Below are 21014 nucleotides of genomic sequence, written 5' to 3'. Positions count from 1 at the left end.
CTGGAACCTCCAGACGTTCAAATGTGGCTCTACCAGTCCACACCCCGCACCAGATTGCGGAACAGACCGTGGACCGGCAACCCACGAACCTCTTTGAACCCGGGGTTCCAGTCCTACGTCAGGCGATCACCACACTTCATATCGTCTAGGCCGCCAGGCGCTACCTCTTTCCATGAGCGAAGCAGAGCCCCGGAGCCAGGGAGCCATTACCACCGCCGCGGCGGACTGGCCCGACGTCGAGCGCCTCTTCGGCGTCCGCGGCGAACCCTCACGCTGCTGGTGCCGGTTCTTCGCCTTGACCGGCAGCGAGTGGTCCGCGTCGACCCCTGAGGAGCGCAAGAGCCAGCTGCGGGACAAGTTCGACGCCGGCCAGCCTGCGCCCGGAGTCCTGGCCTTCCGCGGCGGGAACCCCGTGGGCTGGTGCGCCGTCGAGCCCCGCGGATGCTATCCGAGGATCCTGCGCTCGAAAGTTCTGACGACCGCCCCTGACGTGGTCCGGGATGCCGGCGGGAACCCGGCGTGGTCGGTCAGTTGTTTCGTCGTCTCCCCCGGCCAGCGCCGGACCGGCGTAGCGCGGGCACTGCTTGCGGCCGCCGCCGATCACGCCTTCGCCCACGGTGCCAGGGTGGTGGAGGGTTACCCGGTCGATCACGCGCAACGGCCCAAGGCGGGCCCGGCAGACCTCTATCACGGCACGTTGGGGCTCTTCCTGGCCGCCGGCTTCACGGTGGCCAGCGACGCTGTGCCCGGACACGCCGTCGTCCGCCTGACATCACCGCCGCCGGCTGGCGTCTAGCGCGGGGCCCTAAGGCAGCGTCAGGATCACGGGCCCGTCCGCGGTGATGGCCACGGTGTGCTCGCTGTGCGCGGCGCGGCGACCGTTCGCGGAACGGAGGGTCCATTCGTCGTCGTCATGGTAATAATCGTCCTTGCGGCCGAGAATCAGCATCGGCTCGATGGCGATGACCAGGCCCTCGGTCAGTTTGATGCCACGGCCGGGGCGCCCGTCGTTCGGTACGGGCGGCTCGGCGTGCATGGTCCGGCCGATCCCGTGGCCGCCGTGGTCGGCAAGAAGTCCGTACCCTGCCCGGCGCGCCGCCCCGCCGATCGCGTAGGCGAGATCCCCCATCTTGTTCCCGATCCTTGCAGCGTCGATCCCGCGGGCCAAGGCGGCGTCCGTGGCCTCGATGAGCGCCTGGTCCACCGGGTCCGCGGTCCCCACGATGAAGCTGACGGCGGCATCGCCGCACCAGCCCTCCAGGAACGCGCCGCAGTCTACGCTCAGCAGGTCCCCGTCCTGCAGCCGGTACTCGTTCGGGATGCCGTGCACGACGGCGTCGTTGACGGACGTGCAGATGACCCCGGGAAACGGCACTGAGGCCCACCGCGGCCGGTAGTTCAGGAACGCCGGCGTGGCGCCGGCACCGGCGATGGACGCCGCGGCGACGTCGTCCAGTTCCTTGAGCGAGACGCCGACGGCGGCGGCCTCCCGGACCCGCCCCAGCGTGTTGGCAACCACCCGGCCCGCCTCGCGCATCAGGGCGATCTCTTCAGGACTCTTGATCATGGACATGGGTTTCCTTCCGACGCGGAGCCGCGGCTTGCTGGGTTCAACTCTAAAGCCCGCCGAGGGATGTCTACAGTGGCTTCATGGTCACCACTGAACTGATTGACGCGATCCGCGTCCGCCTGCACGCGGCCGCCGATCCAGGCCGCGCCGCGGGGGCGCAGGCCTATATGAAGTCGCAGATGCCCTCCCTGGGCGTGCGGGTTCCCGAGGTCCGCGCGATCGTCAAGGCCGCGGCCGCGGCCCACCCGGCGGGCCGCCATCACGGCGCAACTGGGGGCGAAGGCCGGCACTGACACGGCTCTCTTGGCCGCCGTGATTGAGGCCAACCTCAATGATCCGGAGTTCTTCATCCGCAAGGCGATCGGCTGGGCGCTGCGCCAGTATGCCAGGACGGATCCGGCCTGGGTGCGGGCGTTCGTGCAGCGGCACTGGGACGAACTCAGCCCGCTCTCCCGCAAGGAGGCGCTCAGAAACCTGGCGGCAACCAGAATCAGCGCTAGATGATCGGCCGCGTGGTGACCGGCTCGTCCGACTTGCTGAACAGCAGCTTGGTCTTCGGGTCCAGGAAGATCAGGTACAGGGCAAACAGCAGGGCGATGATCGCCGCGGCGTTGCGGGCCAGCGCCAGGGCCAGGCCCAGGTCCGCGGTCTGCAGGTACGGGAAGACGTCCAGCTGGTCCGAGATCGCGTACACCATGAAGAAGGACACAATGAAGTAGAGCGCCTTGACCTGCCAGTCATCGCGGATGCCGGTGACGGCAAAGAGCGGGATGAGCCAGACGATGTACCAGGACTGGATCATCGGGGACAGGAGCACGACGGCGGCGAACGCCAGGGTGAGCCGGCGCATCAGGCGATCGTAGTCACCGCGGAAGATCTGCCAGGCGACGATCCCCACGGCGAGGAGCTTGCCGGCGTCGAACGCCCACTTAGCCAGCCCCCAGCCGTCGAGCCCGAAGGTGTTGGCGATGGACGCCACGATAAGGCCCATCAGGCCAACGGGCGCGTACCAGATCCAGATGCTGCCCGGGGCGGACAGCCCGTTGATCCAGCCGAAGCCGAAGCCATTAACCCGGCTCATGAGATACAGCAGGGCCAGGCTGATGCCGGCCGTGAGGGCCCAGAAGACGAACTTGCGCGGCCAGCTGGCGCCCTTGCCAGCCCAGAGCAGGCCGATGAACGGCAGGAAGACCACCGTGATCGGCTTGACCGAGATGGACAGCGTGACCAGCACGATCCCGAGGATGACCCGGCGGGTGGCGCAGTAATAGAGGCCGGCGAGGGCAAGGCCGATCATGAGGGAGTCGTTGTGGACGCTGGCGATGAAGTTGGTGAGGAACAGCGGGTTGGCTGCCGTCAGCCACAAGGCCCGGTTCGGGTTCACGCCGTGCAGCTCGGCCAGTTTCGGCACGTAGATCACGCACAGGACCACGCCCACCAGTGCGGCCACCCGGAACAGCATGATGCTGCCTTCCGGGTGCACGTTGGTGGCCCAAACCACGAACTGTTCGATCCACAGGAACAGCTGGCCGTACGGGACGGGGGCCTCGGTCCACATCCTGTCGGCGCCCAGCTGGAAGTAGTTGGACAACGCCGAAATGCCGTTTTCGTAGGGGTTGAAGCCCTCCACCATGAGCCGGCCCTGGCCGATATACGCGTAGACGTCGCGGCTGAACAGCGGCACGGAGAACATCAGGGGCAGGCCCCAGGCCGCCGTCGCTTGGAGCGTGGCCTTGCGGGCCCCGGCTCCCCATACCCGGACTCGTTGGCCGAGCCGAAGCCAAGCGCGGACCAGCAACATGCCGCCAAAGGCCAGCAGGACAATGGACAGGGCGACGCCCAAGGGCTCGGTGCGCATCCAGATGAACAGCGGAACACGGCGAAGCTCGGAGGCGGGAGCGAGCCAGCCGACGCCCATCGAACCGATCGTCATGAACAGCGATCCCAGGAACCCGGCAAGGATCGGGGACCGGGGGTTGTCGACGTCGCCTACGGCACCGTCCCCCAGCGGGGTGAACTCAGCCGGGCTGAGAGCAGACCGGCCGGATGCAGAGGGGCGGGCGGTTGACGTGCGGGACATACCGGCAGCCGTTTCCCCCGCCGCAGGCACAGGCGCCGTCATGTCAGGATCGTCCAATCTGTTGGGGCCATATTTCCGCCCACAGCCGGCCGCGTTGTACGGCCCGGGGCACCGCGTTCACGAATTAAGTTGACAAAATAATTCGACGGCCGCGTATCCGAAATCCTAGCACCGGACGGCTCCGTGGCGTCGGAACGGTTAGGCTGGGCGGGTGCCTATTACTAACGAACGCATCGTCTGGATCGACTGCGAAATGACCGGCCTGGACACCAAGAATGACGCCCTCATCGAGGTGGCCGCCCTGGTGACCGATTCGGAACTCAACATCCTCGGTGACGGCGTCGACGTCGTGATCAAGCCCGACGACGCCGCGCTGGCCCAGATGAGCGACTTTGTCCGGGACATGCACACTCGGTCCGGCCTCCTTGAAGAGCTCCCGCACGGCAAGACCATGGCCGAGGCGCAGACAGCGGTGCTCGACTACATCAAGAAATGGGTGCCGGACCCGAGGAAGGCACCGCTCGGCGGAAACTCCGTGGGCACCGACCGCGTGTTCCTTGTCCGCGACATGCCCGAGGTGGTGGAGCACCTGCACTACCGGGTCATCGATGTGAGCACCATCAAGGAGCTCTCCCGCCGCTGGTTCGCCCGGGCCTACTTCCAGTCCCCCGCCAAGCTGGGCGGACACCGCGCCCTCGGCGACATCAAGGACTCGATCGACGAACTCCGGTATTACCGCGAGGCCGTGTTTGTCCCCGCGCCCGGACCGGACAGTGCCACGGCCCAGCGGATCGCCAAGCGTGTCATGGTCGGCGACGCCGCCGCGCCCGCCCCGGCGGAGTAGCGGCACGCCGCAGGTACCCGCCGGCGATTCACCGCCGCCGGGACGTGGCGCAGGAAAGTAATCTGCGCCACGTTTCGCGGAAATTTTGATGAAAACCGCAAAAGTGGCAAAACCATCCCCAAACAGCAGGTAAACTATTTGTCGTTGCCTTTCCAGCCAGCCGGTTCGCCGGAGGGCCTGATACGGCACATGGTGGGCGTAGCTCAGTTGGCAGAGCGCCTGGTTGTGGTCCAGGAGGTCGCGGGTTCAACCCCCGTCGCTCACCCTCATGAAGGACGGCAGTGATTGTCCGACCTTTTCCAAAGGCCGCACCGGATATCCGGTGCGGCCTTTGTTGTCTGTGCTGAGTTATTCGTCCGTGCCTGTGTCCGTTTCTGTGCTGGTGCTCGATCGCCGCTGTACGGGCCGGCCGCGAAGGGCTCGGAGTACGGCGCAGTTGTCCCGGGATCTGTCATTGGAAGGAAACGCAGTGAAGCGCACGCTCTTTGAAGAAGACCACGAGATGTTTCGTGAGATGGCCGCCGAGTTCAACGTGCGCGCCATTGCCCCGCACTACGCCCAGTGGGACGAAGAGCACATGATGTCCCGGGAGCTGTGGTCGGCGGCCGGCGAGCAGGGCCTGCTTGGCCTCGCCGTGCCGGAAGAGTTCGGCGGCATGGGAATGTCCGACTACCGCTTCCGGGCGGTGCTCGACGAAGAATTCGCCAAGAGCAACCACCTCGCGGTGGGCCTCGCGTTCCACCTGCACGACGACATGGTCCTCCCCCACCTGCTTGCCTACGGTTCCGATGACCTCAAGGCCCGCTGGCTGCCGGGCATGGTCTCCGGCGACAAGGTCACCTCGGTTGCCTGGACCGAACCGGGCGCCGGCTCCGACCTGCGCGGCATCCGCACCAAGGCCGTGCGCGACGGCGACGACTGGCTGATCAGTGGCCAGAAGACGTTTATCGGCAACGGCATCTCTGGCGATGCCTCCATGGTCCTGGCCCGCACCGACGGCGGCACCGGACGCGGCAACCACGACTCGTTCTCGCTCTTCATGGTCCAGAAGGGCGAGGGCTACAACACCGGCAAGCAGCTGGACAAGATGGGCCTCAAAGCGTCCGACACGGCCGAACTGTTCTTCGACAACGTCCGCGTCCCGCACGCGGATCTCGTGGGCGAGGAAGGCAAGGGCCTGCAGTACGCGGCCGAACAGCTCCCCCAGGGCCGGCTGGCGATCGCCGTGGCCAGCTCCGCCGTCGTGCGCGCCACCTACGAGGCGACCGTCCGCTACACGAAGGAGCGCAACGCGTTCGGCGAGCGGATCATCGACTTCCAGAACAGCCGCTTCGAACTCGCCGACATCCTCACGGAGGTCGAGGTCACCGAAACGTACGTGGACCAGGCCATGCTGGCCTTCAACGCCGGTGAGCTCGACGCGGCCGGCGCTGCCCGCGCCAAACTGTGGGCGTCCGAGCGGGCCAAATCCGTCACGGACCGCTGCCTGCAGCTCCACGGTGGCTACGGCTACATCATGGAATACCCGGTGGCCCAGGCCTACCTCGCCGCCCGGCTGCTGACGATCTTCGGCGGCACCAACGAAATCATGCGCGACGTCGTCGGCCGCACCATCGCCGGCTGAGCCGCCGCACCCCCACCAGCCTGAGGAACGTTACCGACATGACCGTCCTGCCCATCACGATCTGGGGCGAGCCCGTGCTGCACCGCCGGGCCGCGGAAGTCGAAGTCTTCGACGACGAGCTCCGCACCCTGATCGCCGACATGTTCGAGACCAACGACGCCGCCAACGGCGTCGGGCTGGCCGCCCCCCAGGTGGGGGTCGGCAAGCGGCTCTTCGTGTACAAGTACGAGAACGACGACGGCGCCCCGCCCACCGGCGTCGTGGTCAATCCTGTCCTGACGCTCTCCAAGATCTCCGGCGCGCTGCCGGACCCCGACGAGGAAGAGGAAGGCTGCCTGTCCTTCCCGGGCGGCCAGTATCCGCTCAAGCGGGCGGAGTGGGCCAGGGTGCAGGGCTTCGACGGTGACGGGAAGCCGGTTGACTTCGAGGCAACCGGCTGGTTCGCCCGGGTCATCCAGCACGAATACGACCACCTCGATGGCAAGCTCTACGTGAACCGGCTGATCGACCGCTATGCGCGCAAGGCCATGAAGCAGGCCAAGCGCAGCGGCTGGGGCGTTCCGGGCCTGACCTGGATGCCGGGCGTGGATCCGGACCCGTTCGGCCACTGACGCCGGGCAACTAGGCGAGGCTGTACGCGGATTTTCCCCACCTTTGCCGCCGATGCACAGAAAATCGCCGGCGGTTTGGCGGGAAGCGCCGGTGGCGGGTCCCAAAGGTGGGGAATTTCGGCGGAGTTTCCCAGTTGTGCCGTGACCCCTCCCGCTAGCTCCCCGACGTGCGGTCGACGGCGGCCAGGATGGCGTCGCCGAGTTCGGCCGGCTTGGTGAACTGCGGCCAGTGACCGGTGGGCAGGTCCACGTAGTCGACGTCGTGGATCCGGGCGAGTTCCGCGACGTACGGGTGGCCCCCGGCAATCATTTCCCTGAGCATCGAGGACGGGAATTCGCACGCGATGACGGTGGCCGGGACGTCGAAACGGCGTTCATCCTTGAGCTGCTGCCGGTCCTGGGCCACGCCGCGGGGCTGCGGGACGGCGCGGGCGCGGAACATGGCGCGCACGTCGTCGGTCAAGTCGGTGAGGTCCGCGTCCTCGAAGAGCTCCCACGGCGGCAGCGGCACGTCGTCGCCGTCGGCCGGGAGTTCGTCGTTGATGACGCCACCGTCGGCGAGCGGACCGCTGTCCACGTAGATCGCCCGGGCCACCCGGTCCGGGCGGGCATCGACGGCGCCATGGATGATGGCTCCGCCGCCGGAGTGGCCCACAAGGACCACGGGGGCATCGAAGGAATCGATCTTGGCCACGACGGCGTCGATGTGGGTGCGCAGGCCGATCCCGGCGCGCGGCGCATCGGCCGACTCGAGGCCCGGCAGCGTCAGCGGGTAGACCTTATGCCCGGCCGCGGTGAGCGGCGGGGTGACCTTCTCCCACGACGAGGCGTCCAACCAGAATCCGGGTACGAGGATGATGTCCATGCCGGTACCCTACCGTTCGAGTACCAGCTCCACCACCTGGTAGGGGTCCTCAGCTGGGACAACGTTGTGCATGGTGATGCGTCCGCCCTGGCCCTCCCCCGGGTGGATGTGGATCTGCCAGCCCCAGTCCGGGCCGGTCGGCGCCGCGTAGGAGCCGTTGAGCCGGAGGACACCGTCCCCGTCCACGGTCCCGGAGAACTGCATCAGCGCCTTGCCCGTGTGCCAGGAGTCCACCCACACCGCAGTGGCGGGCTCCGCGTCGGTCGCCCCGCCGGCCACGAGCAACAGGCCTGCCTGCGGGCTCTCGCCGTCCGACCACGTGTAGGTGAGGCTCCCGAAATACGCGGCGGTCACCTCCACTGTGGCGGTGGCCGCCGAGTCCCTGTAGTCGTCCGTGGGCATGATCCGGGAGCGGTTTATTCCCTGCCACGTGCCAAGCAACGGCGTCATGTATCGCACAATGTCCATGCTGCAGTCTACTGAGCAAGTCAATTGGCCCATTCTCCGCGGGCGTGACCCACAGCCGGCAGGCCTCCCCGGCGGGAGTTCGCCTCCCACTCAGTCCTCGGCCCGCTTTTCCAGGCTTGCTGCGAAGTCCGGGACATAGCGGAACAGTTCCCGCGGCGGGCGCGTATAGTTGATGGCCTTCGGCCGCGCCGGCAAGGTCACCGGCTCCGTACGCACTTCGGTGTAATCGATGCTGGAGAGCAGGTGGGCGATGAGGTTGATCCTTGCCCGGCGTTTATCTTCGGCTTCCACCACGTACCACGGTGATTCAATGGTGTCCGTCTGCACGAACATGTCGTCCTTGGCCCGCGAGTAGTCTTCCCACCGCAAGATTGCCTCCCGGTCCATCGGCGAGAGCTTCCATTGCCGCATGGGATCATCCAGGCGGGATTTGAACCTTCGCTCCTGTTCCGCATGGCTGATCGAGAACCAGTACTTGAAGAGCAGGATGCCGTCCTCGATGAGGAGCCGTTCAAAAACCGGGCACTGTGCCATGAAGCGTTTGTGCTCCGCCGGGGTGCAAAAGCCCATGACGTGTTCGACGCCGGCGCGGTTGTACCAGGAGCGGTCCATCAGGACGATTTCCCCGGCTGCGGGGAGATGCGCCACATAGCGCTGGAAGTACCATCCACCGCGTTCGCGCTCCGTCGGCGCCGGCAATGCCACTATCCGGGCAAACCGCGGATTCAGGTATTCCGTGACCCGCTTGATCGCACTCCCCTTGCCGGCGGCGTCCCGACCCTCGAAGATGACGAGGACCCGCGCCCCGGTGCTCCGGACCCACTCCTGGAGGGCAACCAGTTCTGCTTGGAGCCGAAGGAGTTCGGCCTCGTAGATTCCGGCGTTGAGCCGGGCGTGCCGTCTTGCGGAGCCCTTCTTGTGACCGGCGTGCCCCTTGCCAGACTCGTTCGTGCGATGTGCCATGGTTTCCGCTCCAGTATTCCGGCGGGCGGCTTGTCCCGCCACGCCCATTCTCGCGGGGTAGCAGAACGGCTACAAGGGTCCTCGAGTCCGGAAGCCGCGACGGGCGGACCCCCATTCGTAGGCCATGGATCCCTGCGCAGGACACGGCACGACAGGACACAGTGCCGTCACCGCGGAACGATCGTCGCTTGCCCGGGGCACGATGTGAGGATCCGCTTCATCGCTTCCTTCTCGGCGGACGTGACCCACAGCCGGTAGGCGGCCTTGACGGAAATCTGCCGGGCCACGTAGTGGCAGCGGAACGCCTTGTTGGGCGGCAGCCAGGTGGCGGCGTCGGAGGCGCTTTTGTCCTGGTTGGCGGGACCGTCGACGGCGATCAGGTTGAGGGGATCGTTGGCCAGGTGTTCGCGCTGTTGCGCGGTGAGCTGCTGGGCGCCCTTTTGCCACGCGTCGCCGAGCGCCACGACGTGATCGATCTGCACCGCTGCGCTGGTCTCGGCGCCGCGCCGGAACGCGATCATGCGCCCGGTGTAGGGTTCCTGGAACGTGCCGCCGGCCACCTGGCACCGGGAGCCACGGACAAATTCGGCGGCGGCCAGGTCGCGCCGGAGGATGTCGTTGCGTGTATCGCAGCCGTTGCGGTCGACATCGAGCCAGGCCTGGCCGAACGCGGCGCGGTCATAGTTGTCCCTGGCCGACCGCCCCTTGACCGCAAGGGTGTCGAGCACGCCGGCGGCACTTCCCTCCGGCACGGCCCGGACGGGGTCCACCGCGTTCATCCATCTGCCGGCAAGTACGGGGGCCTCGCTGGGACCCGTGGTCTGCGGCTCCCCGGCGGCAAACTGGCCGGCCGTGAAGAACCAGACCAGGCCGCCGAGGACCGCCAGCCCGGCTGCTGCCAGAAGAATCCACGCCTGGCGGGAGCGGCGCCGGGCACGCCGGAATTCCGTCCAGGTGACGGTCATGAGGGCGGCCGCTGGCGGCGTTCTGACTGCACGCCCCGAGCCTATGCGGGCGCCCCGACACCCAGGAGGTTGTCCACAGTGTTGGGGACCGGTAGCGGAAGCCCTCGGGCTATTGTTCCCGCGTGACCCGTTTCAGGTCGTCGTTGGCCAGATCCAGCAGGCTCTGGAGCTGGCTCACCCGGTCGTCGTTGACTTCGCCGGCGTCGCGTTTGACGATCGCGTCGTCCAGCAGCCGCTTCGCTTCCTTCGCGTTGCTCCGTGCGACGTCCAGCGCGTGTTCCAGGGTGGTCTCGTGTTCAATTGCCGGGTTCTGTTCCATGGCTACATTGTGGTTGCCATTCCCGGCTGATTCCAGTGCGTTGGCCGGGAATCAGCCGGGAAAAGAGGAAGATGTCCCGGTCAGGGACATTGCGCCTGCGGACTAGACCTCTACGGGCAGCCCGGCGGCCTCGAGAATGGAGGCGGCGTCCTTGGCGGGGAAGGACGGCGGGTTGACCCCGGCCATTTCCTCCATGACGCGGACCACCTGGCAGCTATAGCCGAACTCGTTGTCGTACCAGACGTACAGCACGAGGTTCTTGTCGTTGGAGATCGTGGCCAGGCCGTCGACGATGCCTGCCCGGCGCGAGCCGACGAAGTCGGTGGAGACAACCTCGGGCGAATCGATGTAGTCGATCTGCTTGCGCAGCTCGGAGTGCAGCGACATTTCCCGCAGGTAGTCGTTGACTTCGTCCTTGGTGGTGCCGTTTTCCAGGCTCAGGTTCAAGATGGCCAGCGACACGTCCGGGGTGGGGACGCGGATGGAGCTGCCCGTGAGCTTGCCGAGCAGCTCCGGCAGCGCCTTGGCGACGGCCTTGGCGGCACCGGTCTCGGTGATCACCATGTTCAGCGCGGCAGAACGTCCACGGCGGTCGCCCTTGTGGAAGTTGTCGATCAGGTTCTGGTCATTGGTGAAGGAGTGGACTGTCTCCACGTGCCCGTGCACCACGCCGTAGCGGTCGTTGATCGCCTTGAGCACGGGGGTGATGGCGTTGGTGGTGCAGGAGGCCGCCGAGACGATCGTGTCCGAGTCGGCGATGGTGCCGTGGTTGATGCCGTGCACGATGTTCTTCAGCTCACCCTTGCCCGGGGCGGTGAGCAGAACACGGGCAACACCCTTGCTTTTCAGGTGCTGGGACAGGCCCTCGGCGTCGCGCCAGCGGCCCGTGTTGTCCACGACGAGCGCGTCGTGGATGCCGTAGGCCGTGTAATCCACCGTGGAAGGGTTGTCCGAGTAGATGACCTGGATCTGCACGCCGTTGGCTGTGATGGTGTCGTTTTCGAGGTCCACCTTGATGGTGCCTTCGAAGGAGCCGTGGACAGAGTCGCGGCGCAGCAGGCTCGCGCGCTTGCTGAGGTCGTTGTCGGACCCGCGGCGGACCACGATGGCGCGCAGGCGCAGGCCGTGGCCGCCGCCTGCCTTTTCGATCAGGAGCCGGGCCAGGAGCCGGCCAATGCGGCCGAAGCCGTAGAGGACGACGTCGGTGCTGGTGCGGTCGTCGCCGCCGCGCTTGCCGACAACTTCGGCGAGTTCCTCGCGGAGGAAGGCATCGAGGCTGGCGCCGTCGCCCTCGGCGCGGTACTTCTCGGTGAGGCGGGCAATATCGATCGCCGCTGCGCCGAGGTCCAGCTTGGTCAGGGCCTCCAGCAGCGGGGCCGTCTCCTCGAGGCGCAGTTCTTCCTTGCTCATCCGGCGGGCGAAGCGGTGGGCCTTGAGGATATTCATGGTGGACTTGTTGATCAGGCTGCGTCCGTGGATGGAGGTCACCACGTTGTTCTCGCGGTACAGCCGGCCGATCACCGGGATCATGGCCTCGGCGAGCGCCTCACGGCCCATCCACGTATCAAGACAAGAATCTGACGTCTGGCTCACAGAACTACCTTCCTAGAATCCACCCCCTACGTCCTCGTAAGGGGAAGTCGGCCGCCGGAGGGTGTCCGGTACCGGGCACCGGCAGGGATTCGGTCCACCCCGGGCGCCTCATCGAGCGCAAAGAAAAATCCGCCGGCTGCGAACGCAGACCCGGCGGCAGAACTTCTACGTTCACCCTCAATTCTACGGGCGGCCCGGCAGGGTCGGGTGCCCTGCCGGGCGTGAAATGACTCACATACGCCCCGGGCCCCGGAGGAGCCGGGGAAAACCCGGGGAGCAACTGGGGCCGGGACGCCGCCTACCGGGCGTCGTCGAGGATCATGTCAACGGCTTTTTCCGCGATCATGATGGTGGGCGCCTGGGTGTTGGCACTGATCAGGCGGGGCATGATCGAGGAGTCCACCACCCGCAGTCCCTCAAGCCCGTAGACCTTCAGCCGCGGCGAGACCACGGATTCATCGGAGATTCCCATGGCACAGGTGCCGACCGGATGGTAGGAGGTCCGTCCGTAGGAGCGCACGAAATTCACGTACTCGTCACGGGTTTTCACCCGTGAGCCGTCGCCGATGTGCTCCGCCTTGATAAACGGTGCCATTGAGGACTGCTCCATGATCTGTCGGCTCTGCTGCACGCCGACGATGGTCATCTCAAGGTCGTAGTCGTCGGCGAGGTAGTTCGGATCGATGAGCGGCGGCTGGGTGGGGTCCGAGGACGCCATACGAACTGTTCCCCGGCTCCGGGGCCGCAGGAAGTACGAGTTCAACGTCGCCCCGAATCCCGGCCGCAGGGAGATGGCGGCCTCTGCCCGGGCAGCAGGCAGGAAGTGGAACTGCAGGTCCGGCGTGGAATCGTCCGTGTTTGCGTAGCTGAAGCCACCGGCCTCGACCAGGTTCGAAGCGAACGGTCCCGTGCGGAAAGCGAGGTATTCGAGCCCGGCAAGGGCCGTCGCCGGGCGGACGCGGTTAAAGCGGTCCAGGCTGTGGCCATATGTGAGTTCGTAGATGATGTCCAGGTCGCAGTGGTCCTGCAGGTTCTTGCCGACGCCGGGCAGGGCATGGACGGTGTCGATGCCGGCGGCGGCGAGATCTGCGGGGTCGCCGATGCCCGAAAGCTGAAGCAGTTTCGGCGATCCAAACGCGCCGCTGGCGATGAGCACCTCCCGCCTGGCACTGTAGCTTCGCGCGACTCCGCGTTCCATCGTCTGGATGCCGACCGCCCGGCCATTCTTGATGATCACCTTGGAAACGGTCACGTTGACGCGGACCGTGAGATTGCGGCGCTTGCGCGCGGGTTTGAGGTAGGCCACGGCCGCGCTGCACCGGCGGCCGTTTTTCGTGGTGGTCTGGTAGAAGCCGACGCCGTGCTGTTCGGCGCCATTGAAGTCACTGTTGTACGGCAGCCCGAACTCCTGCCCGGCCCGGACGAAGGCCGCCGAGAGCTTGTGCGGGCGCTTGGGGTCCGAGACTCCGAGCGGCCCTTGGGTTCCGTGGTGGGGTCCCGAGAGTCTGCAGTTGGACTCCGAGCGCACGAAGTACTCGAGGACCTCGTCGGCGGACCAGCCGTCGCATCCGCACTCTTTAGCCCAGCTGTCGTAGTCCTGGGCAACGCCGCGGGTGAAGACCTGGGAGTTGATGGAGCCCCCGCCACCGAGCCCGCGGCCTTGGGCGAGCGGGATACGACGGCCTTTGCTGTGCTCCTGCGGGACGCTCCGGTACTGCCATTGGTACGGGCCTCCCTTGAGTCTTGGGAAGCCCGCGGGCACATGGATGAACGGATGGCGGTCGGATCGGCCCGCCTCGAGCAGCAGCACGCGGACTGCTGGGTCTTCACTTAATCTCCCGGCCAGGACGCTGCCGCCCGTGCCGCCCCCGGCGATCACATAGTCGTACTCCGCATCGTCCGGCACCATGACTCCTCAACCATCGCCGAAACCGCCGCCCCAAGCGTTGAGTGAAGTCTCTAGTTTCGCGGGGATGATGTCAAGCATCTGGATTTACCGGCATCGGTGCAGGTAGGAGGCACGCGGTAGGGAGGACAGGACTACTTGGAGTGTGGGTGGATGGGTTGACCGATACGCCGGGTTCTGTGTTCCCGCGCTGTTACCGGCACGGGAGTAGCGGCCATCCATCTACGGACGCCGTTGCCGACGCCCTCCAGCGGCCTACCCGAACACTCGGGCGAGCAGCCCTCAAACGTGTCCTGTCTGGCCTTGCTCCGGGTGGGGTTTACCTAGCCTTCCCGGTCACCCGGGAAGCTGGTGGTCTCTTACACCACCGTTTCACCCTTACCTGCCCTGCGGCCTGTGCAAGCACATGCCGCACGCAGGCGGTCTGTTCTCTGTGGCACTGGCCTGCGGGTTACCCCGAGTGGGCGTTACCCACCACCCTGCTCTGCGGAGCCCGGACGTTCCTCGAGCCACTTGCGTGACGCGCGGCCGCCTGGTCAACCCATCCGCTGTCCAGTCTACGGCCTCCCGGCCGGCGCAGCCGCACCGCGGCCTTTAGGGGCGGCCGGTGGGAGAATTGGAGCAGGATTCCTGCTAGTCAAGGAAGAGGTCCCGATGAACTGGACCGCCATCATCATCTGGCTGCTCGCGATCATCCTGGTGGGTATTCTCGCCAGGATGTCGATCAAGATTGTGCGTCAGTACGAACTCGGCGTCCTGTTCCGGCTGGGCCGGGCGGTCGCGGTCCGGATGCCCGGGCTGCGGTTGATCATCCCGGTAGTGGACCGGCTTCAGTTCTCCTGATGAGCACCATCGCCGAGTTGGCCGTCTTCCTGGCACGCGAGGACCACGCGGCTAGGACTGCGATGCCGGCGGCACCCGCCGTGGCACCGGTGGAGTCCCCGGCGCCACCGATCAAGGGCGCGTAGCGCCCGGGCCGCAGCGGCCGGTCCCACCCGGGCACGCCACGCCGCTACCGGGCTATGCTGGGGCAATGTTCAAGCTGGGAGCCCTGCTGCTGGGGCTGATGCTCTGCTCCGGTTGCACCGCTATGCCACCTCCGGCACCGGAACCGACGTCGGGGCCCGCGTCTGTGCGGCCGTCGTGGTCGTCGAGTTTCACCCTTGTGGCGCACCGGGGCGGCGCGCTGGTGAACCCTGAATCGTCTACGGAGGCCTTCCAGTCCGTGAGCAGGACCGGGTTCCCGATCGAGACGGATCTGCGGCGGCTGAAGGACGGGACCATTGTTCCGCTGCATGACGACACCGTGGACCGGACCATGACCGGTGTCACCGGCCGCCCGGCAAAGCTGAGCCCGGCCCAGTGGATGGCGGCGCGCATCAAGGCCCTGCCGGGTGGCGCCGAAGGCACCCCCACCACTTGGGAAGCTATGTTGGACGACTACGGTGGACGGAACCTCCTGGTCCCGGAAATAAAGGATCCGGGGATCGATCTAGCTGCGTTTGCCTCGTCCATTCTCAGACGCGGAGTCCAGGACAAAGTTATCGTGCAGACGTTCAGCTACCAGACGGCACGGAAACTGGCTGAATCCGGGCTGCACGTGCTGTATCTGCTGCGCAAGGGCGAGGAGCCCGATCCTGCCGCGATCCGCTCCAGCGGCATTGACCATGTGGGGCCGCACAAAAGCGTCGGCGCCGACTACTTGAGGACCCTGAAGGCGTCCGGACTGACTGTGTGGCCCTATACGGTCAACGACGAACCCACGGCGTCCCGCCTGCGCCGCGATGGCGCCGACGGCATTTTCACCGACGATCCATGGGAGTTGTCAAGGCAGCTGCAGCTGGGATAACGGAATTCCGGCGAGGTGGAAGGACGGGCTGACCGATACGCCGGGTTCTGTGTTCCCGCGTAGTTACCAGCGCCGGAGTAGCGGCATCCACGTGGCCAGGACGGCAATGCGGGCGGCACCCGCGGACTCGCCGGCGCCACCGATCAAGGCCGCGTAGCCCAGGCCGCCGGACCTATTATCGAGGAATGGACCAGTCCGCCCTGACCCGGCGCCGGCTGCTCGAGCTGGCAGGAATCGGCCTTGGCGCGTCCGCCCTCACTGCCTGCACTGACGGCATAGAGCCTGTCGACACGCCTGCGCCCATGCCAACCGGCCCGACGGCGACAGCACTGCCGGCGTCCGCGGGCCCGTTGACGCTCCGGGCCAGTTCAGGGTCATTCGTCTCGGCTTTCCGCCCCGGGATCGCCAGCCACTGGTCGCTGGCTGCACCCGAACTGCCGCCCGGCGGCGCGCAGCCCGAATTGCCCGTGGCCGTCTTCCTCCACGGACTGGGCGGCAGCCACGCCGACCTGCTCGAGGACTTGGCGGCCCATGAGTCTCTTCAACGGCACCTCGACGCCGACGGTACACCCTTCGCGATCGCTGCAGTGGACGGCGGAAACACGTGGTGGCACCCCCGCGCGGACGGCAGCGACACCCAGTCGATGCTGGTGAAGGAGTTTGTTCCGTTCCTGGGCAGCCAGGGCTACGACCTTGGCAGGATTGGCCTCTTCGGCATCTCCATGGGCGGCTTCGGTTCCCTCCTGCTCGCCTCGCAGGGCCGGCTGCCAGGAGTCCGCGCCGTCGCGGCCATGAGCCCGGCGGTCTGGGACCACTACGATCCACGCCAGGAATCCGCCTTCGACGGCCCGGCCGACTTCGCGGCCCATGATGTTTTCGCGCTCCGGCCACGGCTCGCGGCGGTGCCCAAGCGGATCGACTGCGGCACCGGGGACGAGCTTGCCGCCACAGTTCGCGCCTACCGCGCAGGACTGCCGGGCGAGGTCGAGGGCGGGTTCCGGCCCGGCGGCCACGACTACAGCTACTGGCGGTCCGTCCTGCCCGAGGTGTTCTCCTTCTTGGGCTACCACCTCGCCTGAACCCGCCGCCGGTAAGATCGAACGGTGCTAATTCTGTTGCCGCCCTCCGAGGGCAAGACTCCCGCTGTCGGTGCTGACGCCGCCGACTGGAGCGCTTTGAGCTTTCCCGCCCTCAACAGCGCACGGGCCAAGGTCCTCGAGGCGCTCGGCACCGTCAGCGCCCACGAGGACGCCTTGGCGCTGCTGGGCGTCGGCGCCTCGCTGAGTGCCGACGTCGAACGCAACACCCGCCTGCACGCGGAACCTGCCGCCCCGGCCCACCAGGTGTATTCCGGGGTGCTCTTTGACGCCCTCGGCTACGACTCGCTGACCCCGGCGCAGCGGAAGAAGGCCGATGCTTCGGTGCTGGTGGTCTCGGCCCTGTGGGGCGCCATCCGCTTCGCTGACCGCGTGCCCGCCTACCGGCTGTCGATGGGGATCTCGCTGCCCGACGTCGGGCGGCTCGCCTCGTTCTGGAAGCCGCGACTGGGCGACGCCCTAGCAGCAGCCACCACGGGTGAGCTGTTGGTGGACTGCCGGTCCAGTACCTACGCGGCGGCCTGGACTCCCCCGCCGGAACAGACGGTGGCCGTGAATGTCTTCACCGAAACCGCCGGCGTGCGCAAAGTGGTCAGCCACTTTGCCAAGCACACCCGTGGCGAGCTGGCCCGGCATTTGCTCAGCCGCAGGGGCAAGGCGCCCCAAACCCCGGCGCAGCTAAGGAAGGCCGTGGCGGAGAAGTGGGCTGCCGAACTCGTTGAGGGCACGGCCCGGAAGCCGCACACCCTGAACATCATCCTGCCCAACTGACTAGCAGCAGGGGCCGTTTTGAGCGCTCAAAACGGCCCCTGCTGCTAGTCAGTTGGGGTGGTTAGGCAGTTGGGGTGGTTAGGCCCACTCGGCCGAGCGGACCAGGATGCAGCCGGAGTCCGGGCAGAACACGATCTCGTCCTCGGCCGCGGCCTTGATCTCGGCCAGGTCGCCGGGGCTGAGGTGCATGCCGGAGCCTTCCGAGGTGCCGTGGAAGAGCCGGGCAGCGCCGACGCCGCGCTTGGCCAGGGTCTTCTCGTAGACGGCGAGCATTCCTGCGTCGAGTCCGGCGGCGAACTCGGCACGCTGCCCGCGCACCACGGTGGCTTCGGCGGCGATCTCGGCCAGCTGCTCGTCCAGTTCGGCACGGATGGAGCCGAAGGAGCCCTGGATGTCGTCCACGATCTGCTGCTGCGCCCCTTGGCGGGCGCGGAGCGAGTCGAGCCGTTCGAGGACTTCGAGTTCGACGTCTTCGAGGTCCGAGCGGCGCTTGTTCAGCGAGACGAGGTCGCGCTGCAGGGCGACGAGGTCCTTGGAAAGGCCCGTGCCGCTGTTGAGCCGCGCCTCGTCGCGTTCGATCCGCGAGGCGACCTGCTCGACGTCGGCCTCTGAGCGCTTGAGCTCGAGCTCGGCGTCGTGGACGGCCACCTTCGCGGCGCCAAGTTCACCGTTGGCCACGCTGAGGGCGGCCTCCAGGTCGGTGATCCGGGAGTCGCTTTCAAGGCTTCGTCGGCGGTTGGACAAGGACTTGAGCTTGGCATCCAGTCCCTGCAATTCGAGCAACTTCAACTGTTCCGCCGGTGCTGCCTTGGCCACTATTTACCTCCGCTAAATCCAATCCGGCCGAAGCCGGGCACCGTATCGGCGCTCCTAAGACTCTAGCGCCTAGCGTGCTCCCCGGCCTCGCTGCGCTCACCCGGGGCCCCTCGCACGCCAGGCTTAGCCCGGAGTCAGAATGAAGTCCCACGGGTCGCTGTTGGTGGTGCTGACCCGGATCTCGACGTCGTGGCCCTGATCGGTGAGCACATTGCCCAGCGCTTCGGCGGCGGCAGGGAGCCACAGCCATTCGCTGGCGAAGTGGGACACGTCGATCAGGTAGGGCCGGTCGTTGACCGCCGCCTCCCGGGCTTCCGATGCCGGGTGGTGCCGCAGATCCGCCGTCACGTAGACGTCCGCGTTGCTTGCCCGGACCTCGCCGAAGAGGGAATCGCCGGCGCCGCCGCAGACAGCCACCCGCCGGATCAGCCCGTCCCGGTCACCCGACACCCGCACGCCCCCGGCCACCGAGGGCAGGATGCCGAACACGCGGGCAGCGAAGTCACCCAGCGTCAGGACCTCTTCGAGGTCGCCGACACGGCCGATGCCTTCCTCCGGGAGCCCGTTCGCCGCAGGGGTCAGCGGGGCCACGTTCTGCAGGCCCAGAGCGTCAGCCAGGACGTCGGAGACGCCCCCGACGGCGGAGTCACCGTTGGTGTGAACGGTCATCAGCGCGGTCCCGGACTCGATGAGCCGGTGCACGGCTTTGCCCTTGGCCGTGTTCGCGGCGACGGACGTCACGCCCTTGAGCAGCAGCGGGTGGTGCGTGATGAGCAGCTCGGCACCGAAGTCGATGGCTTCCTCGATCACATCGGTGGTCGGATCGACTGCGAACATGACCCGGTGCACCTCGGCGCCCGGGTGGCCCGCCACGAGACCCACCTCGTCCCAGTCCTCGGCCAGCGACTCGGGCCAGAGCTCCTCCACGGCCAGCTGGATCATGCCCAGCGTCGCGGCGCCCGAGGCCTCACCGGTGCCCGTATCGCCGTCGACGGCGGCAGCAGGGCCGTCGGATTCCGCTGAAACATCGGTGTTCACAGGTTCCATACCCCCATTTTTACCCTATCCGCGCGCGCCCCGGTCACTCGTAACACTCTCGTAAGGTGGGTGGGGAATCATCGGGGCCCTCGAACCATTGAACAGTGCATGAGAACTTTTGTGCTCGGCGGAGGCTGCTTTTGGTGCCTCGACGCCGTCTACCAGAAAACCAAGGGCGTCAGCTCGGTCGTCTCGGGCTACACCGGAGGCCATGACCACAACCCCGACTACTACTCTGTATGCTCCGGGACCACAGGCCACGCCGAGGTGGTGGCGGTGACGTTCGACGAGGACATCATTCCCGCCGAGGTCATCCTGGACATGTTCTTCGCCCTCCACGATCCCACCACACTGAACCGGCAGGGCTACGACGTCGGGACCCAGTACCGGTCCTCGATGTTCTACGAGACCACCGAGGAAAAGATCCTGTTCGAGGAGGCGATCGAACGGAACCAGGCCCTGTGGAAGCACCCGATCGTCACCGAGGTCAGCCGGCGGCCGAAGTTCCATGTGGCCGAGGAAATCCACCAGGACTTCTACGCCAAGTACCCCGAGGAGGGCTACTGCAACGTCATCATCAACCCGAAGCTGGCCAAGGCGAGGAAATATTACTCTGCATGGCTTAATGCTTAGCTAGGGCCTGTGACCGCTCGTTAGGCTGACCTCAGTCAACCCTCCTCAAAGACAGGCATACATACATGGCACCGATCTATGACGATGTAACCCAGCTGGTGGGCGGAACTCCGCTGGTCCGGCTGAACCGGCTGACCGAAGGCCTGGACGCCACCGTGGCGGTCAAGCTGGAGTTCTACAACCCGGCCAACAGCGTCAAGGACCGGATCGGCGTCGCCATCATTGATGCTGCCGAGAAGTCCGGTGCCCTCAAGCCCGGCGGCACCATTGTCGAAGGCACGTCCGGCAACACCGGAATCGCCCTGGCCATGGTGGGCGCGGCCCGCGGCTACCGGGTCATCCTGACCATGCCCGAAACGATGTCCACCGAGCGCCGGGTCATGCTCCGCGCGTACGGCGCCGAGATTGTCCTGACCCCCGGCTCCGAGGGCATGCGCGGTGCCGTGGAGAAGGCCCAGGAGATCGTGGCCAACACGGAGAACTCCATCTGGGCCCAGCAGTTCGCCAACGAGGCCAACCCGGAGGTCCACCGCCGCACCACGGCCGAGGAAATCTGGACCGACACCGACGGGAAGGTGGACATCTTCGTCGCCGGCGTCGGCACCGGCGGCACCGTCACCGGCGTCGGCCAGGTCCTGAAGGAACGCCGGCCGGGTGTCCAGATCGTCGCCGTCGAGCCGAAGGACTCCGCCATCCTCAACGGCGGCGCCCCGGGCCCGCACAAGATCCAGGGCCTCGGCGCGAACTTCGTCCCGGAAATCCTGGACACCAACGTGTACGACGAGGTCATCGACGCCACCTTGGAAGACTCCGTCCGCGTGGCGCGCGAACTCGGCATCAAGGAAGGCATCCTGGGAGGCATCTCCTCCGGCGCCATCGTCTGGGCGGCCCTGGAGCTCGCCAAACGCCCGGAGAACGCCGGTAAACTCATTGTTGCAGTGGTTTGCGACTTTGGTGAGCGCTACATCTCCACCGTGCTGTACGACGACATCCGCGGCTAAG

The 21014-nt window shown here is 66.7% G+C and carries 22 protein-coding genes, 1 tRNA gene, 1 other RNA gene and 1 pseudogene; 13 read left to right on the top strand and 12 right to left on the bottom strand.

Annotated features, from left to right (window positions below):
* Positions 1-172 precede the first annotated feature (172 nt).
* Entirely contained in the window at positions 173-796 is a 624-nt protein-coding gene (locus AC1DKQ_RS20540) for a GNAT family N-acetyltransferase (protein ID WP_476886224.1), read from the top strand.
* A gap of 9 nt (positions 797-805) precedes the next feature.
* On the opposite strand, the gene map is transcribed toward AC1DKQ_RS20540, so the two are convergent.
* A complete protein-coding gene (gene map, locus AC1DKQ_RS20535) occupies positions 806-1573 on the bottom strand; it encodes a type I methionyl aminopeptidase (protein WP_476886223.1) in 768 nt (255 codons plus the stop codon).
* 77 nt (positions 1574-1650) lie between these two features.
* Between map and AC1DKQ_RS20530 the strand changes: the two are divergent.
* Positions 1651-2074, top strand: a pseudogene (locus tag AC1DKQ_RS20530) (DNA alkylation repair protein).
* Here AC1DKQ_RS20530 and mptB read toward each other — a convergent pair.
* A complete protein-coding gene (gene mptB, locus AC1DKQ_RS20525; protein ID WP_476886222.1) occupies positions 2067-3692 on the bottom strand; it encodes a polyprenol phosphomannose-dependent alpha 1,6 mannosyltransferase MptB in 1626 nt (541 codons plus the stop codon). The pseudogene AC1DKQ_RS20530 and the gene mptB sit on opposite strands and share 8 nt — an antisense overlap.
* Positions 3693-3861: 169 nt before the next feature.
* Here mptB and orn point away from each other — a divergent pair, with 169 nt between their 5' ends.
* From orn to def, 4 genes are all read left to right on the top strand, one after another.
* A complete protein-coding gene (orn, locus tag AC1DKQ_RS20520; RefSeq protein ID WP_476886221.1) occupies positions 3862-4494 on the top strand; it encodes an oligoribonuclease in 633 nt (210 codons plus the stop codon).
* Positions 4495-4686: 192 nt separating this feature from the next.
* Positions 4687-4759, top strand: a tRNA-His gene (locus AC1DKQ_RS20515).
* Between the two features lie 204 nt (positions 4760-4963).
* On the top strand, positions 4964-6118 hold the full coding sequence (locus AC1DKQ_RS20510; RefSeq protein ID WP_476920028.1) for an acyl-CoA dehydrogenase family protein: 1155 nt from the start codon (positions 4964-4966) through the stop codon (positions 6116-6118).
* Positions 6119-6156: 38 nt separating this feature from the next.
* The gene (gene def, locus AC1DKQ_RS20505) at positions 6157-6729 is read left to right on the top strand and encodes a peptide deformylase (RefSeq protein WP_476920027.1); all 573 of its coding nucleotides are present in this window, start codon (positions 6157-6159) and stop codon (positions 6727-6729) included.
* Positions 6730-6883: 154 nt separating this feature from the next.
* Here def and AC1DKQ_RS20500 read toward each other — a convergent pair whose 3' ends face one another.
* From AC1DKQ_RS20500 to rnpB, 8 genes are all read right to left on the bottom strand, one after another.
* On the bottom strand, positions 6884-7594 hold the full coding sequence (locus AC1DKQ_RS20500) for an alpha/beta fold hydrolase (RefSeq protein WP_476920026.1): 711 nt from the start codon (positions 7592-7594) through the stop codon (positions 6884-6886).
* A 9-nt stretch (positions 7595-7603) separates the two neighbouring features.
* A complete protein-coding gene (locus tag AC1DKQ_RS20495; protein ID WP_476920025.1) occupies positions 7604-8062 on the bottom strand; it encodes a DUF1579 family protein in 459 nt (152 codons plus the stop codon).
* Between the two features lie 90 nt (positions 8063-8152).
* Positions 8153-9025, bottom strand: a complete 873-nt coding sequence (ppk2, locus tag AC1DKQ_RS20490) for a polyphosphate kinase 2 (protein ID WP_476920024.1) — start codon at positions 9023-9025, stop codon at positions 8153-8155.
* A 167-nt stretch (positions 9026-9192) separates the two neighbouring features.
* Complete coding sequence (locus AC1DKQ_RS20485) at positions 9193-9990, bottom strand: HNH endonuclease family protein (RefSeq protein ID WP_476886215.1); 798 nt, start codon at positions 9988-9990, stop codon at positions 9193-9195.
* A gap of 109 nt (positions 9991-10099) precedes the next feature.
* On the bottom strand, positions 10100-10309 hold the full coding sequence (locus AC1DKQ_RS20480; RefSeq protein WP_476886214.1) for a hypothetical protein: 210 nt from the start codon (positions 10307-10309) through the stop codon (positions 10100-10102).
* A 102-nt stretch (positions 10310-10411) separates the two neighbouring features.
* Positions 10412-11902, bottom strand: a complete 1491-nt coding sequence (locus AC1DKQ_RS20475; protein WP_476886213.1) for a glyceraldehyde-3-phosphate dehydrogenase — start codon at positions 11900-11902, stop codon at positions 10412-10414.
* 298 nt (positions 11903-12200) lie between these two features.
* Positions 12201-13811, bottom strand: coding sequence for a GMC family oxidoreductase (locus AC1DKQ_RS20470; protein WP_476886212.1), 1611 nt, complete (start codon positions 13809-13811; stop codon positions 12201-12203).
* Between the two features lie 147 nt (positions 13812-13958).
* Positions 13959-14352: RNase P RNA component class A (rnpB, locus tag AC1DKQ_RS20465), an RNA gene on the bottom strand.
* Positions 14353-14462: 110 nt separating this feature from the next.
* Here rnpB and AC1DKQ_RS20460 point away from each other — a divergent pair.
* The 5 genes from AC1DKQ_RS20460 (at position 14463) to AC1DKQ_RS20440 (ending at position 17525) form a co-directional block, all read left to right on the top strand.
* Positions 14463-14651, top strand: coding sequence for a hypothetical protein (locus AC1DKQ_RS20460; RefSeq protein ID WP_476886211.1), 189 nt, complete (start codon positions 14463-14465; stop codon positions 14649-14651).
* On the top strand, positions 14651-14776 hold the full coding sequence (locus AC1DKQ_RS20455) for a hypothetical protein (protein WP_476886210.1): 126 nt from the start codon (positions 14651-14653) through the stop codon (positions 14774-14776). Before AC1DKQ_RS20460 ends, AC1DKQ_RS20455 begins: the two co-directional genes overlap by 1 nt.
* Positions 14777-14841: 65 nt before the next feature.
* Positions 14842-15657, top strand: a complete 816-nt coding sequence (locus AC1DKQ_RS20450) for a glycerophosphodiester phosphodiesterase (RefSeq protein ID WP_476886209.1) — start codon at positions 14842-14844, stop codon at positions 15655-15657.
* A gap of 185 nt (positions 15658-15842) precedes the next feature.
* Entirely contained in the window at positions 15843-16736 is an 894-nt protein-coding gene (locus AC1DKQ_RS20445) for an alpha/beta hydrolase (protein WP_476886208.1), read from the top strand.
* A gap of 24 nt (positions 16737-16760) precedes the next feature.
* Positions 16761-17525, top strand: coding sequence for a YaaA family protein (locus tag AC1DKQ_RS20440; RefSeq protein ID WP_476886207.1), 765 nt, complete (start codon positions 16761-16763; stop codon positions 17523-17525).
* Positions 17526-17603: 78 nt separating this feature from the next.
* On the opposite strand, the gene AC1DKQ_RS20435 is transcribed toward AC1DKQ_RS20440, so the two are convergent.
* Complete coding sequence (locus tag AC1DKQ_RS20435) at positions 17604-18341, bottom strand: zinc ribbon domain-containing protein (protein WP_476886206.1); 738 nt, start codon at positions 18339-18341, stop codon at positions 17604-17606.
* Positions 18342-18464: 123 nt separating this feature from the next.
* The gene (locus AC1DKQ_RS20430) at positions 18465-19388 is read right to left on the bottom strand and encodes a Nif3-like dinuclear metal center hexameric protein (protein WP_476886205.1); all 924 of its coding nucleotides are present in this window, start codon (positions 19386-19388) and stop codon (positions 18465-18467) included.
* 99 nt (positions 19389-19487) lie between these two features.
* Here AC1DKQ_RS20430 and msrA point away from each other — a divergent pair, with 99 nt between their 5' ends.
* Together msrA and cysK are read left to right on the top strand one after the other, a co-directional pair.
* On the top strand, positions 19488-20012 hold the full coding sequence (gene msrA, locus AC1DKQ_RS20425) for a peptide-methionine (S)-S-oxide reductase MsrA (RefSeq protein ID WP_476886204.1): 525 nt from the start codon (positions 19488-19490) through the stop codon (positions 20010-20012).
* Positions 20013-20077: 65 nt separating this feature from the next.
* A complete protein-coding gene (gene cysK, locus AC1DKQ_RS20420) occupies positions 20078-21013 on the top strand; it encodes a cysteine synthase A (protein ID WP_476886203.1) in 936 nt (311 codons plus the stop codon).
* Position 21014 lies beyond the last annotated feature (1 nt).

Source organism: Arthrobacter sp. 05L421, assembly GCF_056397785.1.
Note: the sequence above shows the minus strand (reverse complement) of the source record. Positions and strands in the feature narration are given on the sequence as shown.

Bases quoted from the DNA above. Each gene is read 5' to 3' on its own strand.
- cysK (WP_476886203.1), top strand. From the start codon at position 20,078: ATGGCACCGATCTATGACGATGTAACCCAGCTGGTGGGCGGAACTCCG.
- AC1DKQ_RS20430 (WP_476886205.1), bottom strand. From the start codon at position 19,388: ATGGAACCTGTGAACACCGATGTTTCAGCGGAATCCGACGGCCCTGCT.
- AC1DKQ_RS20460 (WP_476886211.1), top strand. From the start codon at position 14,463: ATGAACTGGACCGCCATCATCATCTGGCTGCTCGCGATCATCCTGGTG.
- def (WP_476920027.1), top strand. From the start codon at position 6,157: ATGACCGTCCTGCCCATCACGATCTGGGGCGAGCCCGTGCTGCACCGC.
- AC1DKQ_RS20450 (WP_476886209.1), top strand. From the start codon at position 14,842: ATGTTCAAGCTGGGAGCCCTGCTGCTGGGGCTGATGCTCTGCTCCGGT.
- map (WP_476886223.1), bottom strand. From the start codon at position 1,573: ATGTCCATGATCAAGAGTCCTGAAGAGATCGCCCTGATGCGCGAGGCG.
- AC1DKQ_RS20485 (WP_476886215.1), bottom strand. From the start codon at position 9,990: ATGACCGTCACCTGGACGGAATTCCGGCGTGCCCGGCGCCGCTCCCGC.
- msrA (WP_476886204.1), top strand. From the start codon at position 19,488: ATGAGAACTTTTGTGCTCGGCGGAGGCTGCTTTTGGTGCCTCGACGCC.
- AC1DKQ_RS20445 (WP_476886208.1), top strand. From the start codon at position 15,843: ATGGACCAGTCCGCCCTGACCCGGCGCCGGCTGCTCGAGCTGGCAGGA.
- mptB (WP_476886222.1), bottom strand. From the start codon at position 3,692: ATGACGGCGCCTGTGCCTGCGGCGGGGGAAACGGCTGCCGGTATGTCC.
- AC1DKQ_RS20500 (WP_476920026.1), bottom strand. From the start codon at position 7,594: ATGGACATCATCCTCGTACCCGGATTCTGGTTGGACGCCTCGTCGTGG.
- AC1DKQ_RS20455 (WP_476886210.1), top strand. From the start codon at position 14,651: ATGAGCACCATCGCCGAGTTGGCCGTCTTCCTGGCACGCGAGGACCAC.
- ppk2 (WP_476920024.1), bottom strand. From the start codon at position 9,025: ATGGCACATCGCACGAACGAGTCTGGCAAGGGGCACGCCGGTCACAAG.
- AC1DKQ_RS20470 (WP_476886212.1), bottom strand. From the start codon at position 13,811: ATGGTGCCGGACGATGCGGAGTACGACTATGTGATCGCCGGGGGCGGC.
- AC1DKQ_RS20540 (WP_476886224.1), top strand. From the start codon at position 173: ATGAGCGAAGCAGAGCCCCGGAGCCAGGGAGCCATTACCACCGCCGCG.
- AC1DKQ_RS20480 (WP_476886214.1), bottom strand. From the start codon at position 10,309: ATGGAACAGAACCCGGCAATTGAACACGAGACCACCCTGGAACACGCG.
- AC1DKQ_RS20495 (WP_476920025.1), bottom strand. From the start codon at position 8,062: ATGGACATTGTGCGATACATGACGCCGTTGCTTGGCACGTGGCAGGGA.